Source organism: Pseudomonas sp. Yb2C2 (assembly GCF_052112325.1).
Lineage (GTDB): Bacteria > Pseudomonadota > Gammaproteobacteria > Pseudomonadales > Pseudomonadaceae > Aquipseudomonas > Aquipseudomonas marginalis.
In genome coordinates this window covers 21454-37659 of record NZ_JAVAJK010000026.1, presented here as the reverse complement: position 1 = coordinate 37659, position 16206 = coordinate 21454, and the positions used below count along the sequence as shown (strand labels likewise).

The following is a 16206-nucleotide window of genomic DNA, read 5'->3' as shown; positions in this document are numbered from 1 at the left end:
AAGGCCAGTGCGCAACATCATCAGACGGAGCGACGGCAAAAGGCCGCATTATATCGGCCCTTTGCCGGTGGTACAGCGTGTTTATGCGATAGAGAGGTTCAATTAGACGGTCTGCACACTCATTTGCGCGAAAAATCGACGAATGCCTTGAGCACTTGCTCGATCTGCGCCCGGCTCACATCCAGATGCGTCACCATGCGCAGGCGCGGCGCAGCACTCAACTTGATCCCACGCTCGGCGGCAAACGCCTTCAAGGCCTGGGCCTGGTCGCCGATCTGCACGTAGACCATGTTGGTCTGCACCGGCTCCACCGCGTAACCGGCGTTGCGCAGCTCATCGCCCAGCCATTGCGCATTGGCGTGGTCGTCGGCCAGGCGCTGCACCTGGTGATCCAGGGCATACAGCCCTGCTGCCGCCAGGGAACCGGCCTGGCGCATGCCGCCGCCGACCATCTTGCGCAAACGGCGTGCCTTGGCGATCAACGCCGTGGAGCCGCACAGCACCGAGCCGATCGGCGCACCGAGGCCCTTGGACAGGCACACCGACACCGAGTCGAAATGCTGGGCGATCTCCCGTGCATCGACCCCAAGCTTGACCGCCGCGTTGTAGAGTCGCGCGCCATCCAGGTGCAGGGCCAGGCCATGTTCGCGGGTAAACGCCCGCGCCTTCGCCAGGTAGTCCAGCGGCAGCACCTTGCCCTGCATGGTGTTTTCCAGGGCCAGCAGGCGGGTGCGGGCGAAGTGGAAGTCGTCGGGCTTGATGGCCTCGAGCACCTGACTCAGGTCGAGGGAGCCATCCGCCTGCACGTCCAGCGGCTGCGGCTGGATCGAACCCAGCACGGCCGCGCCGCCGCCCTCGTATTTGTAGGTGTGGGCCTGCTGGCCGACGATGTACTCCTCGCCACGCTCACAGTGGGCCATCAGCGCCAGCAGGTTGCTCATGGTGCCGGTGGGCACGAACAGCGCGGCCGCAAAGCCCAGGCGCTTGGCCAGCTCGGCCTCCAGGCGGTTGACGCTGGGGTCTTCGCCGTAGACGTCATCGCCGCTGGCGGCATTGGCCATGGCGTCGAGCATGCCGGCGGTGGGTTGGGTCACGGTGTCGCTGCGCAGGTCGATCACAGACATGAAACAAGCCTCGAAGGGGTTCATTAAGATTCTTATGAGGATGATTACTGCGGGCAAAGCCGCGGAATATCAAGCCCCACGCGTTCTCAATCGAATACCAACCAAACAAACCGATATAGCTTATCGATACGACGCTCGTGCAGTTTATGAAAAACCATGTTAAAAACTCTCCGCCACCAGGGTTCTGGTGGCAACGTTCTCAGGGCGGGGTGCAATTCCCCACCGGCGGTAATTGCACGCAAGGTGCATAGCCCGCGAGCGCTTGGCGCCTCGAACTGCTCACGCAGGACGGCGACAAGGTCAGCAGACCCGGTGTGATCCCGGGGCCGACGGTCATAGTCCGGATGAAGAGAGAACGGGATTGGCACCTAAGGGCCGCACGCTGAGCGCATGCCTGCATGACTCGGCGGTTCGTACCCTTAAATCCCATTCGATTCATAACGCCCTGTTTTTTTCTTAAACAGGAGTCAGAACATGCAACCCACCGCAATCGACAGCAAAAGCAAAAACCATCACGGCGAGCGCGTCGCGTTTATCCAGGCCTGCTGGCACAAGGATATTGTCGACCAATCCCGCAAAGGCTTCCTCGCCGAAATGATCGCCCAGGGCTACCAGGAATCGGACATCGATTTCTTCGAAGTCGGCGGCGCCTTTGAAATGCCCCTGCACGCCAAGCTGCTGGCCAAGACCGGTCGTTACGCCGGTATCGTGGCCGCCGCGCTGGTGGTGGACGGCGGGATCTACCGTCACGAGTTCGTGGCCCAGTCGGTGGTCAGCGGCCTGATGCAGGTGCAGCTGGAAACCGAAGTGCCGGTGTTCTCGGTGTCCCTGACGCCGCATCACTTCCATGCCGGCAGCGAACACACCGCGTTCTTCCATGAGCACTTCGTGCACAAGGGCCAGGAAGCTGCACGTACATGCGCCGACACCCTGCACAAGGTGCGGGCGATCCGTCGCAGCGAGCCACGGGCGGTAGCGGTCTAAGCAACACTGCAAAACAAGATGTGGGAGGGGGCTTGCCCCTCCCACATTTGGACCAGGTTAAGGCTCAGATCTACGCCAGCCCGGCCTCTGTGGTTGGCACAATCAATATCCCCGCCCGCAAGCCATTCTTCACCTTCGGGTTGGGGAAGATGATGCGCGCCCCCTCCTCCTCGATCACCCAGCGGGTCTTGGCCACGTCTTCGGCCAGCAGATAACCCTTTTCCAATTCCGAAAAGTTTTCCACGTCCGCCGGCAAGTGCAGCAGGAATGCATCGCTGTGCTTGATGACTTCCCGCGACACGGCGAACAGTTTCAACCCGTCCAGGCTGTCAGTCTCAGGCTCGGTGCCTTCGATGATCTGCTTGAGGCGCAGCTCCAGGCGGGAGACATTCACGCCCTGGTTGTGCCCGAACGGCCGTGCCTTGCCCAGTTCCAGGGTGAAAGCCTCGGCCTCCAGCTGCTCATAGGTAAACGCGGTAAAGGTGATCGAGCTCTTGTTCTGCAGCAGCACCGCTTCCATGCCAGCGGCGTTCAGGCGCGCCAGTTCGTGACGTGAATGCTGGCGCCCCTCCTTCCAGGGGTACAGCGCAAACTGCTCGATCTTCGAGCCGCGGATGGCGGTGTGCAGGTCGTAATGCAGGCGCGAACGGCCAGGCAAGCTGAAGAAGCTGCGGGCCAGTTGTTCAAGCTCGGCGGCGCGCATGGCTTCGGGGCCGATGTTTTTTTCATGCCGGCCGTTGAACAGCCGGTTGACGTCCAGTTCAAGGTAACGCTCGCCGCGGCGCATGGCCTCAGGGTTGCCGAACAGGAACAGAATACGGGTGCGGGGCTTGATCTCCCCACGGGCGATGCCATGCAACAGGCGGTCGAGCAATTCGATCGGCGCGGTTTCGTTGCCATGGATGCCGGACGACAGCAGCAGGTCGCTGCCATTGTCCGTTGCCTGCGGCGGGCGCACTTCGAGTGCGCCCTCGCTGAGCCAGCGCATCTGCACGCCGTCGACAGTCAGTTGAATTTTTTGCGCCGGTTCGCGACCGGCGAGGGTCAGTTCAAGCAGTTTGCCGAGGGCGAGCATACGCAGCTTCCTTAGTGGTTGCAGCCTGGGCCATGGACGTGATCGTCGTCATCACCTTCAACGTCGGCCGGTTCCATTTCCAGTTGCAGGCTCATCAGGTTGGTGGCCAGGGGGCGCATCAACAGGTTGGCGTATTCGGCGTCGCCTTCTTCCACGTCCACGCCGATCAGCAGTTGGCCACGGCCGTCGTGCTGGATCCAGATTTCCTTGCCCTGCCAGACCACGGCGACGCGGGTGCAGGAGGTTTCCAGCTGGGTACCGTCGGTGTCTTCAAGGATCAGTTGCAGGGTGTCGGTGCTCATAAATAATTCTCAGCCATAGGGTGTAAAAAGAGGTGGCGTTAATTGATCTGGAAAGGATAAACCGAGCCCAGTTTAAGGATTTGCGTCAGTTCATCCAGTGCCGTCCGGCACTCAAGCAGCAATTGCGGGTCAGCCAGGTCGGTTTCGCGCAGGCTGTCGCGGTAGTGCTTGTCGACCCATTGGGTCAGTGTGTCGTACAACGGCGCGGTCATGATAACCCCTGGGTTCACCGCTGCCAGCTCGGTTTCGTTCAGGGCCACGCGCAGGCGCAGGCACGCCGGGCCTCCGCCGTTCTGCATGCTTTGCTTGAGGTCGAAGACTTTGACTTCGCGGATCAGCCCAGCGGACGCCGTCAGGCCTTGCAGGTACTGCCAGACGCGCTCGTTGGCGCGGCACTCCTCCGGCACGATCAGCAACATCGAACCGTCGGCGCGGGTCAGCAACTGGCTGTTGAACAGGTAGGAACGCACCGCGTCCTCGACGCTGACCTGGGCACGCGGCACACACACCGCCTGGAAGTTGCCGCCCAGCTTGCCCAACTTGCCCTGCAACTCGGCCAGCATCTGTTCGGTATTGAGGAATGCGTCCTCGTGATAGAACAGCACCTCGCCGTTGCCCACCGCGATCACGTCGTTGTGGAACACGCCGGCATCGATCACCGCCGGGTTCTGCTGGGCGTAGACCACGCCTTCATCCTTCAGGCCATGCAGGCGGGCGACGGCCTGGGAGGCTTCGAGGGTCTGGCGCGCCGGGTACTTCTGCGGGGCCGGGTAACGGGGGTCGAACGCGCTGCGCCCGAACACGAAAAACTCCACGCCCGCGTCGCCGTACTCACGGCAGAAACGCGTGTGGTTGGCCGCACCTTCGTCGCCGAACTGCGCCACCGCCGGTAACGCGGCGTGGTGGGCAAAGTGCTTCTGGTCGGCAAACATCGCCCCCAGCACTCGGCTGGTGGTGGGGTGTTCGATGCTGCGGTGGTATTTGCAATTGAGGTTGGCGGCGGTGAAATGCACGCGGCCATCTGCCGTGTCGGCGCTCGGGCTGACGGTGGCGGCGTTGGCCACCCACATGCTCGATGCCGAGCAACTGGCGACCAACAACGGCATGGCCTGCTTGGCCGCCTGCTGGATGACCTGGGCGTCGGTGCCGCTGAAACCGAGGTTGCGCAACGCCGCTACGTCCGGACGCTCCTGGGGCGCGAGCACGCCTTGCACAAAGCCCATGTCCATCAGGGCTTTCATTTTCTGCAGGCCCTGCAACGCCGCTTCCCTGGGGTTGGAATGCTGCTGGCTGTTGCTCTGGGACGCGACGTTGCCGAAGGACAAACCGCCGTAGTTATGGGTCGGCCCCACTAGACCGTCAAAATTGACTTCATAGGATTTCATCGGCGAGGCTCCACGAACATCTGTTTTTATAGGCTTCAAAAATCTTCAACACACCACAAATCCAGTGTGGGAGGGGGCTTGCTCCCGATAGCAGTCTGTCAGTTGATCAATCAGGTGACTGACACACCGCCATCGGGAGCAAGCCCCCTCCCACATTTAGATCAGCGTAATGCCGGGGGTTAGCGTGGCCGGTACCACCAGGCTTGGCGTTTCAAGCGACGCCACCGGGTACGCACAATAATCCGCCGCGTAATACGCACTGGCGCGATGGTTGCCCGAGGCCCCTACCCCACCAAATGGCGCGGTGCTGGCGGCGCCGGTCAGCTGTTTGTTCCAGTTGACGATGCCAGCACGGCTTTCCAGCCAGAATTGCTGGTAACGCACCTCGGAATCGGACAACAGGCCCGCGGCCAGGCCGTACTGGGTGTTGTTGGCTTCGGCAATCGCCGCCGCGAAATCGGCGTAGCGGATCACCTGCAACAACGGGCCGAACAGCTCTTCGTCTTCGCGCTCGGTCACGCCGGTTACGTCGATGATGCCTGGGGTCAGCAAGGCGGCCTGGTCCTGGGGCTGGGTCATCTCCAACAGTGCCACGGCGCCATTGGCCAACATCAGTTCCTGGGCCTCCATCAGGGCTTTTGCCGCTGCCAGGGAAATCACCGAGCCCATGAACGGCGGCGGTTGCTGGTCGAACGCGCCGACTTCAATCGTCGCACTCACCGCCACCAGCCGCGCCAGCAACGCATCGCCCCAGGCACCTTCCGGCACCAGCAGGCGACGGGCACAGGTGCAACGCTGGCCGGCAGAGATAAACGCCGACTGGATGATGGTGTAGACCGCCGCATCCACGTCGGCCACTTCATCCACCACCAGCGGGTTGTTGCCGCCCATTTCCAGGGCCAGGATCTTGTCCGGGCGCCCGGAGAATTGCTGGTGCAGATGATTGCCGGTACGGCTGGACCCGGTGAAAAATAACCCGTCGATACCGGGGTTGGCGGCCAACGCAATGCCGGTCTCGCGCGCACCTTGCAGCAGGTTCAACACGCCCGCCGGCAAACCGGCGTCGATCCAGCACTGCACGGTCAGCTCGGCGACTTTCGGGGTCAGCTCGCTGGGCTTGAACAGTACGGTGTTACCCGCCAGCAACGCCGGGACGATATGCCCGTTGGGCAGGTGACCGGGGAAGTTGTAAGGACCAAACACCGCCACCACGCCGTGGGGCTTGTGGCGCAATACGGCAGTGGCGTCGCCCAGGGGGCCGCTCTTCTCGCCGGTACGCTCGCGGTAGCTTTGCACCGAGATCGCGATCTTGTTGGCCATGCTGGTGACTTCGGTGGCCGACTCCCACAGCGGCTTGCCGGTCTCCTCGCCGATGCAGCGGGCGATTTCATCGGCGCGGCTTTTCAGGCTCGCGGCGAAGGCTTCCAGCACGCTGATGCGCTCTTCCAGCGGGCGCCGGGCCCAGGCCGGGAACGCCTGGCGCGCGGCCTGCACGGCCGACTCGACCTGCTCGACCGTGGCGCCATTACCGACCCACAGCACCTGCTGGGTCACCGGGTTACGCGATTCAAACAGTTCACCCTGGCCAGCCAGCCAGCTACCTGCGATATACAACGAATTCATTATTTCGACTCCCGAGCAGCAGACAACGGTACGGCACGCACTTGATCACCCACCACCAGTTGCAGGCGCTTGGCGGTTTGCGGATCGACCACCAGCGTGCCTGCCGCCAGGCGCGCCGGTGCGGCGGTGATGCGGCAATCTTCGCGTTTGCGGTTATGGATCAGGAACGGCGTGGCGTCGTCCCCCGGTGTGCCGATGGCCAACACCAATGATTGGCTGTCGCGCACCGCACGGATCTTGGCGGTCTCGCACTCCACCGCCGGGCCGGCGTCGAAAATATCGACGTAGCCCTGGTAGCTGAAGCCTTCGCTCTTGAGCATGCTCAACGCCGGCTCGGTGTCCGGGTGGACCTTGCCGATCACGTTGCGCGCGTCCTCGGAAAGGAAGCAGCTGTACAACGGAAACTTGGGCATCAGCTCAGCGATAAACGCCTTGTTGCCCACGCCGGTCAGGTAGTCGGCCTGGCTGAATTCCATCTTGAAGAAGTGCCGGCCCAGGCTTTCCCAGAACGGCGAACGCCCGGCGTCGTTGGACACGCCACGCATCTCGGCGATGATCTTGTTGCCAAACAGCTGTGGGAACTCGGCGATAAACAGCAGGCGCGCCTTGGCCAGCATGCGGCCGTTGAGGCCGTTGCGGTAATCGGCATGCAGGAACAACGAGCACAGCTCGGAATTGCCGGTGAGGTCGTTGGCCAGGAACAGCGTCGGAATTTCACGGTAGATATTCAGTTCCTGGGAGGCGCTGACCGTCAGGCCGACCCGGAAGTTGTACCACGGCTCGCGCAGGCCGACGGCACCGGCGATGGCGGAAATCCCAACCACCCGACCTTCGTCGTTTTCCAGCACGAACAGGTAGTCGGCATCACCGCGCCCGGCGTCGCCGCGAAAGGTTTTTTCCGCCCAGCCAACCCGGTGGGTCAGGCGCTCTTCGTTGGCCGGCAAGGTGGTGAGGCCGGTGCCGGTGCTGCGCGCCAGATCAATCAGGGCCGGTAAATCGCTGCTGCGTACGGGACGAACGATCATGCTATCTCCTCAGACGGGCCGCTGCTGCCAGCCACCCGCGACACTCTGTTTATACCGCTACCAGGCGCACACTCGCACCTTCACCAACACCCAGGGCTTCGGCGGCTGCCAGGTCCAGGGTCACCGGTTTGCCCGGCGCGTAGTCCAGCTCCAGCATGACCGCGCGGTAATCCTGCAACTGCGCGTTGCTCACCAGGTACTGGCGGCCGACACCCTTGACCATCTCGCCGATCTTCACCGGCACCACACGGCTCTGGGCGATCGAGCGAATGCCCGAGACCCGTGCGTGCAGCGTTGGGCCGCCGTCGAAGATGTCGATGTAGTGGTCAGTCTCGAAGCCTTCGCGCATCAGGATGTCGAAGGTGATCTGCGCACGCGGGTGCACCTGGCCCATGGCTTCCTGGGCTTCGTCCGGCAACAGCGGCACGTAGATCGGGTAATGCGGCATCAGCTCGGCGAGGAACGTACGGCTTTTCAGCCCGCACAGGCGCTCGGCGGCAGCGTAGTTGAGGTCGAAGAAGTTGCGGCCGATGGCATCCCAGAACGGCGAATCACCGTTCTCGTCGCTGTAGCCGACAATCTCGGTCACCACCGAGTCGGCAAAGCGCTCGGGGTGGCTGGCGACGAACAACAGGCGGCCACGGGAATTGAGTTCCGACCACGGCGAACCGACCAGCTCCGGCACCACGTAGAAGCTGGTGAGCAGGCTGTTTCCGGTGAGGTCATGGCACTGGGAAAGCACGTGGATCTTGTTGTGGATCTTCAGCTCGCGGGAGGCGTGCACGAAGGTCTCGTTACGAAAACTGTAGAACGGCTCCGAGTAACCGGCCGAGGCGACAATGGCCGAGCAGCCGGCGAGCTTGCCGGTCTCGGTGTCTTCCAGCACGAAGAAATAGCTTTCTTCACCGTTGAAACTCACCTCGGCCGCGAAGGACGCTTCGCTGGCGGCGATCTTGTCGCTCAGGCGTTCCACATCATCCGGCAAGGAGGTGACACCAATCGGGCTGTCCGCAGCCAGACGCTGTACCTCGCCCAGATCAGCCATTTGCGCGGGGCGCATCACCAGCATGGTGTCACTCCTTAACTCTAGAACTCACAGGAAAAAAATACCGAACAGGTCAGGAACACCCCATATCTTCATGTGGGGCATATTCCAGTGTGGGAGGGGGCAAGTCGAATCGTCGCACCGCCCCTCCCACATTTTTGACCCAGTCCAGCCGGCAGAAGGTGTCGCTATCAGGCTTGGGTCAGCGTTTTTACCGCACGCTCGAAACGATCCAGGCCTTCGTTGATGTCCGCGTCTTCCACCACCAGGCTCGGCGCAAAACGCACCACGTCGGGGCCGGCTTGCAGGATCATCAGGTTTTCTTTCTCGGCCGCGTTGAACACGTCCTTGGCCTTGCCTTTGAACGCATCGCTCAGTACGCAACCGATCAGCAGGCCCATGCCGCGCACTTCGGTGAAGATGCCGTACTGCTTGCCGATCTGCTCCAGGCGCGCCTTGAACAGGTCGTGCTTGGCGTTGACGCCGGCCAGCACCTCAGGGGTGTTGATCACGTCGATGACCGCTTCGGCCACTGCGCACGCCAGCGGGTTGCCGCCGTAGGTGGTGCCGTGGGTACCGACCACCAGGTGCTTGGCCAGGTCTTCACGGGTGAGCATCGCCGCGATCGGGAAACCGCCGCCCAGGCTCTTGGCGCTGGTGAGGATGTCGGGCACCACGCCGTAGTGCTGGTAGGCAAACAGATGGCCGCTGCGGCCCATGCCGGTCTGCACTTCGTCGAAAACCAGCAGCGCATTGTTGGCGTCGCACAGTTCGCGGGCACCTTGCAGGTAAGCCAGTTCGGCCGGCAGTACGCCGCCTTCGCCCTGGATCGGTTCCAGCACCACGGCGCAGGTCTTGTCCGATACGGCGGCTTTCAGCGCTTCCAGGTCGTTATAAGGGACGTGGGTGATGCCGGTGATTTTAGGCCCGAAACCATCGGAGTACTTCGACTGGCCACCGACGTTGACGGTGAACAGGGTACGGCCGTGGAAGCTGTTCAGCGCGGCAATGATCTCGTACTTCTCGCTGCCGAAACGGTCGAACGCCACGCGACGGGCCAGCTTGAATGCGGCCTCGTTGGCCTCAGCGCCCGAGTTGCAGAAGAACACGCGCTCGGCAAACGTGGCGTCGATCAACTTATGGGCCAGGCGCAGGGCCGGCTCATTGGTGAAGACGTTGGAGACGTGCCACAGCTTGTTGGCCTGCTCGGTCAATGCACCGACCAGCGCCGGATGGGCGTGGCCCAATACGTTGACCGCGATGCCGCCGGCAAAGTCGATCAGCTCGCGACCCGCCTGGTCCCATACGCGCGAACCTGCGCCGCGCACGGGGATGAACGCAGCAGGGGCGTAGTTGGGAACCATGACCTGGTCGAAATCGGCACGTTGCACCGGGGCTTGCTCAACGGACATCGGAGTCTCCTGAAGAGGAACGCCTGCCTGGAACTGGCGGGCGATGCAGGGATTGTAAGGACAGTTTTCAGAGCGGCCTTGCCGCCAAGCGACAACTTCTTATAGCGCCAACCCGCGATTTAGGCGGGTTTACGCCAATGCGACAAATAGCGTCGCAATGGCGCAGTTTAAACCGTGTGCCGGCTCCATGGGCAGGTGATGTTCGCGAATCCGCAGAAGCACACCGCACCAACTATCTACCGCCGTCGATCGCGTGCCGACTGGTCTGCTGAAAAGACACTCACACTGTCAAGGATCGATCCCATGCCTCCCCTCCCCGCGCCAGCCAGCGGCGAAGTTCGCCACACCATTGTCATGCAGGCCATTCCCCACTGGCTGGGTGACGCCACGCCAGCCAGGCGTTCCACCCTGGGCGAAGTGTCCGGGAGTTTTCCCGACTGGTACAAAAACGCCTCCGCCACCCAGCACGCCGAACTCAAGCGTCTCAACGGCGAAGCCTGGACCCGGCAGAATCAGGTAGACAAGGCTCTGGCCGGCCTCAAAAGCCCGCAAACCTTCGGCGCCGAACTGCTGCAACCGGCGCTGAAGCGCCAATACGGCGTCGATCTGGATGTGCGCAGCACCTGGCTGCAACTCTATGTGCCATTGACGCTTGCGGGGTTTCGGGTTCAGGCCGGGGCCTCGCGTACGTGGAGCGTTTCACTGCTCAACGCCGCGCTGCATAACTTCGAGCCCGCCGAAGCACAGCCCGATGCCTACGAGCGCAACTCCGGTTTCAGCAACCAACCCAACGCCGCCGGGCATTTCCAAAGCCTGCCGGCGGTTGACGCACGCATCACCATTGCCCAATTTGCCACCCTCTGCCGTGAATTGGATATCGGCGGGCGCTATCAGCGCTATCTCGAAGATTACCTGGGGCTGGACAACCCTGTGGCCATGGCCGCCCTGCAATACAAGGTCGAGCAGAGCCTGAGCAGCGCGCTCAAACGCTCGCTGTACATGGCACTGCTCACGGGCGACATCCCGCAAACCGGCTACGACGCGGTCCACAGCCTGATTGATCACGGACAGCACCGCCCGATGTGGGTCGCTCATGAGCTGATGATCATGTCCAGCCGCCTGACCGGGATCGTACTGTTTTCCCAGGACCTGGATGCAAGCCGCGAGCCGGTGCCGGTGATCGCCTATATCCCTGACGACCCGCAGCACCCCATCAAGCAATACGCCAGCACGCAGGCGTTTATCCAGGCGCTCACCGCACGGTTGCGCGCCTCGGACTTTCAGCACTTCTTCAGCCGCTTTGTCGACCATGCCGACCTGGGGCGTTTTTTCGCCGACCTCACGGGCCGCCTGAGCCAAGTGACCTGGCACTCGCATACACCGGGCGATCCGCTGCCCAGTTGGCGCGGCAGCGAGGTGGAGCGAGCAAACCTGCAGTTTCGTGGCATTCCCATCAAGCAGCCGCTGTTCCATTACCTGCATCAGATGAAGTTGAGCAAACTGCTGAACGACGCGCGCAGCCAGGCCGTGAGCACCGCCAGCGCCAACCAGAAAGCGCGCTGGGAGCGCTGGGACCTGGTGCAAAAAATCGCCTCGGCACTGCTGCAAGTCGTCGCCCTGATTGCCACCCCCTTTGTGCCGCCACTGGGCATGCTCATGCTCGGCTACACCGCCTACCAATTGCTGGACGAAGCCTTCGAAGGGGTTATTGACTGGGCCGAAGGCCAGGTGCAGGAAGCCTTCGGACATGCGATGGGGTTTATCGAGCAACTGGTGCAATTGGGCCTGTTTGCCACCGGCATCCCCATCGCCCAGGGCATTCTGCGCAAAGTGCTGCCGAGTGAGTGCCTGGGGTTTCTGGATGGCCTCACACCCGTGACCAGACCCGATGGCGGCGAACGCCTGTGGAAGCCCGATCTTGAGCCTTATCGTCTCAAACAGAGCCCGCCCAGCGGCGTACGTCCTGATGAGAAAGGCGTGTACCGCTTCAACGGCAAAAACCTGCTGCAGGTGGGCGACGACTATTACACCGTCCGGCAAGACCCCATCAGCCAGCGCTATTTTGTGCAGCACCCCAGCCGTGCGTCGGCCTACCAGCCGCAGGTGATCAGCAACGGCCAGGGCGCCTGGATTACCGAGTTGGACCGCCCGCTGAGCTGGGACAGCGCCACACTGATGCGGCGTCTCGGCTACCCGGCCGAAGGCCTGGATGACGCGCGCTTGCAGCAGGCGCGCAGCGTCAGCGGTACCCACGACAACGCGCTGCGCCAGATGCACCACACCGGGCAAACGCCGCCGCCGCTGCTGGCCGATACCCTCAAGCGCTTCAAGATCGATCTAGCGCTGCAAGACTTCATCACGCAACTCAACAGCGATGACCCGCTCATCTATGGCCAGGCGGACGTTCAGACACAGTTGCAGATACTCACCAGCTACGGCCTGTGGCCCGCCTCCAAGACCTTGCGGTTCCTGGATACCCACGGGAAAACCCAATGGGAGTTTCTTGGCCGGCCCGACGCTAGCGTGGTACAGATCCATGAAAGCCAATTGGAAAATGGTGATCTGCTACGCGTGCTGGTGGAGAGTTTGGATGAAGCCGAGCGCAAAGCACTGCTTGAAGAACCCGCCGACCAGCCCGCCTCCCATGCGTCTATTCGCGCCGCGGCCCTGCGCAAAAAGATCGCCCGCCTTGCCCACGAAAAACGCTTCTCGCTGTTCGATTCCCGCTACCGCAGCGAAGAACATAGCCCGGGGGCAGCGCTGCAAAAAATCATCGACGCCGCCCCCGAGCCCGGCCTGCCCGTCAGCGTCGCCCATGAACTGCTGGCCAATGCCACCGGCGACGAGTTGCAAGCCATCGACCAAGGCAAGGTGCCGACGCATATAGCCGAGCAAGCCGCAGCCGCCCAACTGGATGTGCGCACCACCCGTGCTTACGAAGGGCTCTACCTGGACGCCGTCGACAACCCCGACACTCACCTGCTCGCGCTGCTGTCCCTGGAGCGCCTGCCCGGATGGTCGACGCGCATGCGCCTGGAAGTCCGGCAGTACCGTAGCGACGGCCCGTTGCTGGAGGCTATCGGCGCCGAAGACGCGCCGCTCAAGCGAATCGTCATCCATACCGAATCGGGCCGCTATACGCCTGTCGATGAAAAGGGCCCGGTGTTTGGCGACACCGATTTCTTCACCGCCATCCTCCAGGCGATCCCCGATAGCCAGCGCGACGCCCTGAACATCCACATCGGCCAGGGCGAGCGCCTGCGCCAGGCGATTGGCGAGCACGTGCTCGATCGCGAGCGGCTGCGCACCTTGCTCAGCGCAGACACTTACCGCAAACCGACGTTCGACCCCACAGTCATGCGCCTGCGTGGCGGCATGGACGGTTATCAGGCAGCAGGGCCGTCACGGCCACCAGCCGCCGAGCCGCAGCCCACGCTTGAGCAGCGCGCCCAGCACTTGCTGCCCAGCCTCCCTGCGGAACAGATCGCCGACCTGGTTCAGACCCTGGAAAGCCGTCCCGGCGGCGCCTTGGCGACCCTGATAACCCTGCAGGTCGAATACAACAAACTGGACACCGACCTCGCCGTCTGGGAACACATGACGCCCACCTTCCACCCCATCACTGAAGCACCACTGACGCCCCGGGAATACCAGTACGTGCGACGCAACCGTGCCCTGTGGGCCCAGGAGGTCAGGCGCGGCTGGCGCCAGGAAACCGCGATTGATCACTACCATGACCAACTGCTCCTCAATGGCCACAAGCTGCAACTGACGATCCCGATCTACGGCGAACTGCCCAGGCTCACGGCACGCTTCGAGCACATCAGCCTGCTGGAGCTCAAGGGTCAGCACACCGCACTGCAGATCAATGACTTCGTGCAGTTGTTCCCACGCCTGCGTCACCTGAACGTCAGCCAGTTTTACCTGGGTGGCCTTGCGCCAAGCATCGCGCAACTGCCCAGCCTCGACGCGCTGATATTGAGCGACTGCAACATTACCCTGACCGAAGAAACTCGGGTGGCCCTTGGCAGCATGACTCGCCTGAAGACCCTGGACCTGTATAACAACCCTCTGGGCCTGACGCCCAGCGTTACCCACATGGCCCACCTGCAACACTTGGACCTGAGCTACACCGGCATCCGTGATTTGCCGCCAGGCCTGCTGAACCGTCCACAGTTGGAACTGGCGGTTTTGTCCAATAACCAGATCCGCGAACTGCCTCCGGCGCTGTTCGAGTTGCCGGTAGAAACCAGCCGCAAGTTCGACCTCTCCAGCAACCCGCTGTCGGGACCCACGCTGGAGCGGGTCAAGGGGTACTACCAAAGAACCGGTGGCCGCTGGGACATTGACGCGCCCGGCACCGAAATCCAAAGCGCCAGACGCCTTTACCCAACGCTGTCGGACAATGACATCAATCAGCTCATCTTCGATTTCCCGGGCAACCTGGACGCAGGCCGCGCAGCGCTGGCGCAGCTTGAAATCGAATACCCGCGGATTCGCCAAACGCTGGCACCTTGGGCCGACGACGAGCAAGTGTCCGGCCAGGAGCGCACCTATCGCTCACTGTTCGTGGACACGCTCGAAGCCGGCTGGCGTCGGGAAACCGAGCAGGACACACGCGCCCCAGGGCGTCTCCCGCGCTTCACACTCAACCTGCCCTACCCCATCAGCGGCGATATTCCCGCCCTGAGCACGCCCTTCCCCCATGTCTCATCACTGAGCCTGTCCGGCAATGCATCCACCCTGCAGCCCAACGCGTTTCTGCGCAGCTTTCCACAGTTGGAGCGCCTGTCCATCGAGCGCTATACCCTGATGCATTTGCCCAGGACCCTGCCGCAACTGGAGCGGCTGACCCATCTGCGCCTGGATCGCTGCGCCATTGAACTGAACCCCGCCAGCGCCCAGGTGCTTTCCAGCATGACCCACCTCCAACACCTGGACCTGGCCAATAACCGCCTGGTCTGGCTACCGGACTTCAATCGCCTGACAGCCCTGACCAGCCTGTCACTGAGCAACACCGGCCTGCGGGAAATTCCACCGGCGCTGCTGGCGGGCAACATCGCCCGGACACGGGTAGACCTGAGTCACAACGCCATCGAGCAGATTCCCGATCAAGGCTTCCAACTGCCCGCCACCCTCAGCGCAGCCTTTGACCTGTCGGATAATCCGTTGTCACGGCACACCCTCGCCCGCATCAAAACCTACTGCCAGGCCACTGGCGAGCACTGGAACGCGCCGGCCCCCCAACCCCAACTGCAACAGCTACAAGCACTGTACCCAAGCCTCAACAACCGCGAGGTCAGCCGTGTGTACTTCCAGTTACCGGGCGACCTGGACACCGTAGACCTGCACATCACGCGCCTGGATGGCGAGTATCAGGACCTGCAGGCACACCTCCAAGCCTGGGCTATGGAGGTCCCCTCCAGAGACCCACTGCTCGACACCGTGCTGGACGAGGGCGCGCGGGCCGAAGAACAAATCCGTCGCCTGGGCTTCAAGGATTTGCTCGAACGCTGCTGGCGCCGGGAGGGCGAGTTGGACGACTCCAACGGTTTCACCCGCCACAGCCATAAACTGGTGTTCCACGGCCAGTTATTGGGGGACATGCCGATGCTGAGTGCGCAGTTCGATCACGTGAGCCTGCTGGAGATCATCGGAGACGGTACCAACCAGCAAGTGGACGGTCTGCTGCGCTGCTTCCCCAACCTTGTCAGCCTGACCCTCGAACGCCACACACTGCTGGATATCCCCGCCTCGGTGTTCGGCCTCCGACGCCTGCGCTATCTGAAGCTGGCGGAAAACCATATCCGTCTGACCCGCGAGAGCAAAGAGCAGCTCTCACGCCTTATCCACCTGGAATACCTGGACCTGAGTGACAACCCGCTGATATTTATTCCCGACATCCGCAACCTTGGACGGCTAGTGTCGATCTACCTGCACAACTGCGGACTGACACACGTGCCGGAAGGCGTCTTTGCCCTGGGCCGCCTGCGGGTGCTGGACTTGAGTGACAACGAAATCGTCGACGTGCCCAGCGACCTGTTGGAAATGCCGTTGCCACTCAACGATGACTCCGACCTCAGCGGCAACCCACTGTCCGATCAGAGCATCGAGCTGCTGCGCGACTATTACCGCCAGACAGGCTACGAACTGGGCGTGGAAGAGGCGATGTTCGACGAGTTCGGCGTGGCGCTGATGGCCCCGGGAACCCCGAGACCCATGGAGGAATAA

10 protein-coding genes and 1 riboswitch are annotated in these 16206 nt (G+C 62.4%); of the genes, 2 read left to right on the top strand and 8 right to left on the bottom strand.

Annotated elements, in window-relative coordinates; genetic code table 11:
* Nucleotides 1–119: 119 nt before the first annotated feature.
* Complete coding sequence (gene ltaE, locus Q8X51_RS27530) at nucleotides 120–1124, bottom strand: low-specificity L-threonine aldolase (RefSeq protein WP_137212976.1); 1005 nt, start codon at nucleotides 1122–1124, stop codon at nucleotides 120–122.
* Nucleotides 1125–1315: 191 nt separating this feature from the next.
* Nucleotides 1316–1485: riboswitch (FMN riboswitch) on the top strand.
* A 113-nt stretch (nucleotides 1486–1598) separates the two neighbouring features.
* Between ltaE and Q8X51_RS27525 the strand changes: the two genes are divergently transcribed.
* Nucleotides 1599–2108, top strand: a complete 510-nt coding sequence (locus Q8X51_RS27525; protein ID WP_065926190.1) for a 6,7-dimethyl-8-ribityllumazine synthase — start codon at nucleotides 1599–1601, stop codon at nucleotides 2106–2108.
* 70 nt (nucleotides 2109–2178) lie between these two features.
* Here the strand turns inward: Q8X51_RS27525 and astE are convergent, their stop codons facing one another.
* From astE to Q8X51_RS27490, 7 genes are all read right to left on the bottom strand, one after another.
* Nucleotides 2179–3183: a succinylglutamate desuccinylase gene (astE, locus tag Q8X51_RS27520; protein ID WP_065926191.1), complete on the bottom strand. Its 1005-nt coding sequence runs from the start codon at nucleotides 3181–3183 to the stop codon at nucleotides 2179–2181.
* A gap of 11 nt (nucleotides 3184–3194) precedes the next feature.
* On the bottom strand, nucleotides 3195–3485 hold the full coding sequence (locus Q8X51_RS27515) for a hypothetical protein (protein WP_027607770.1): 291 nt from the start codon (nucleotides 3483–3485) through the stop codon (nucleotides 3195–3197).
* 38 nt (nucleotides 3486–3523) lie between these two features.
* Nucleotides 3524–4870 carry an N-succinylarginine dihydrolase gene (gene astB, locus Q8X51_RS27510; RefSeq protein WP_065926192.1) on the bottom strand — a complete coding sequence of 449 codons (1347 nt, stop codon included), beginning with the start codon at nucleotides 4868–4870 and terminating at the stop codon, nucleotides 3524–3526.
* A 156-nt stretch (nucleotides 4871–5026) separates the two neighbouring features.
* The gene (gene astD / locus Q8X51_RS27505) at nucleotides 5027–6496 is read right to left on the bottom strand and encodes a succinylglutamate-semialdehyde dehydrogenase (protein WP_407694782.1); all 1470 of its coding nucleotides are present in this window, start codon (nucleotides 6494–6496) and stop codon (nucleotides 5027–5029) included.
* A complete protein-coding gene (gene astA, locus Q8X51_RS27500; protein WP_027607767.1) occupies nucleotides 6493–7518 on the bottom strand; it encodes an arginine N-succinyltransferase in 1026 nt (341 codons plus the stop codon). The genes astD and astA overlap by 4 nt, the downstream gene beginning before the upstream one ends.
* A 49-nt stretch (nucleotides 7519–7567) precedes the next feature.
* Nucleotides 7568–8587: an arginine/ornithine succinyltransferase subunit alpha gene (gene aruF / locus Q8X51_RS27495; protein WP_003175655.1), complete on the bottom strand. Its 1020-nt coding sequence runs from the start codon at nucleotides 8585–8587 to the stop codon at nucleotides 7568–7570.
* A gap of 167 nt (nucleotides 8588–8754) precedes the next feature.
* On the bottom strand, nucleotides 8755–9975 hold the full coding sequence (locus tag Q8X51_RS27490) for an aspartate aminotransferase family protein (protein WP_027607765.1): 1221 nt from the start codon (nucleotides 9973–9975) through the stop codon (nucleotides 8755–8757).
* Between the two features lie 303 nt (nucleotides 9976–10278).
* Between Q8X51_RS27490 and Q8X51_RS27485 the strand changes: the two genes are divergently transcribed.
* Nucleotides 10279–16206: a dermonecrotic toxin domain-containing protein gene (locus Q8X51_RS27485; protein ID WP_407694771.1), complete on the top strand. Its 5928-nt coding sequence runs from the start codon at nucleotides 10279–10281 to the stop codon at nucleotides 16204–16206.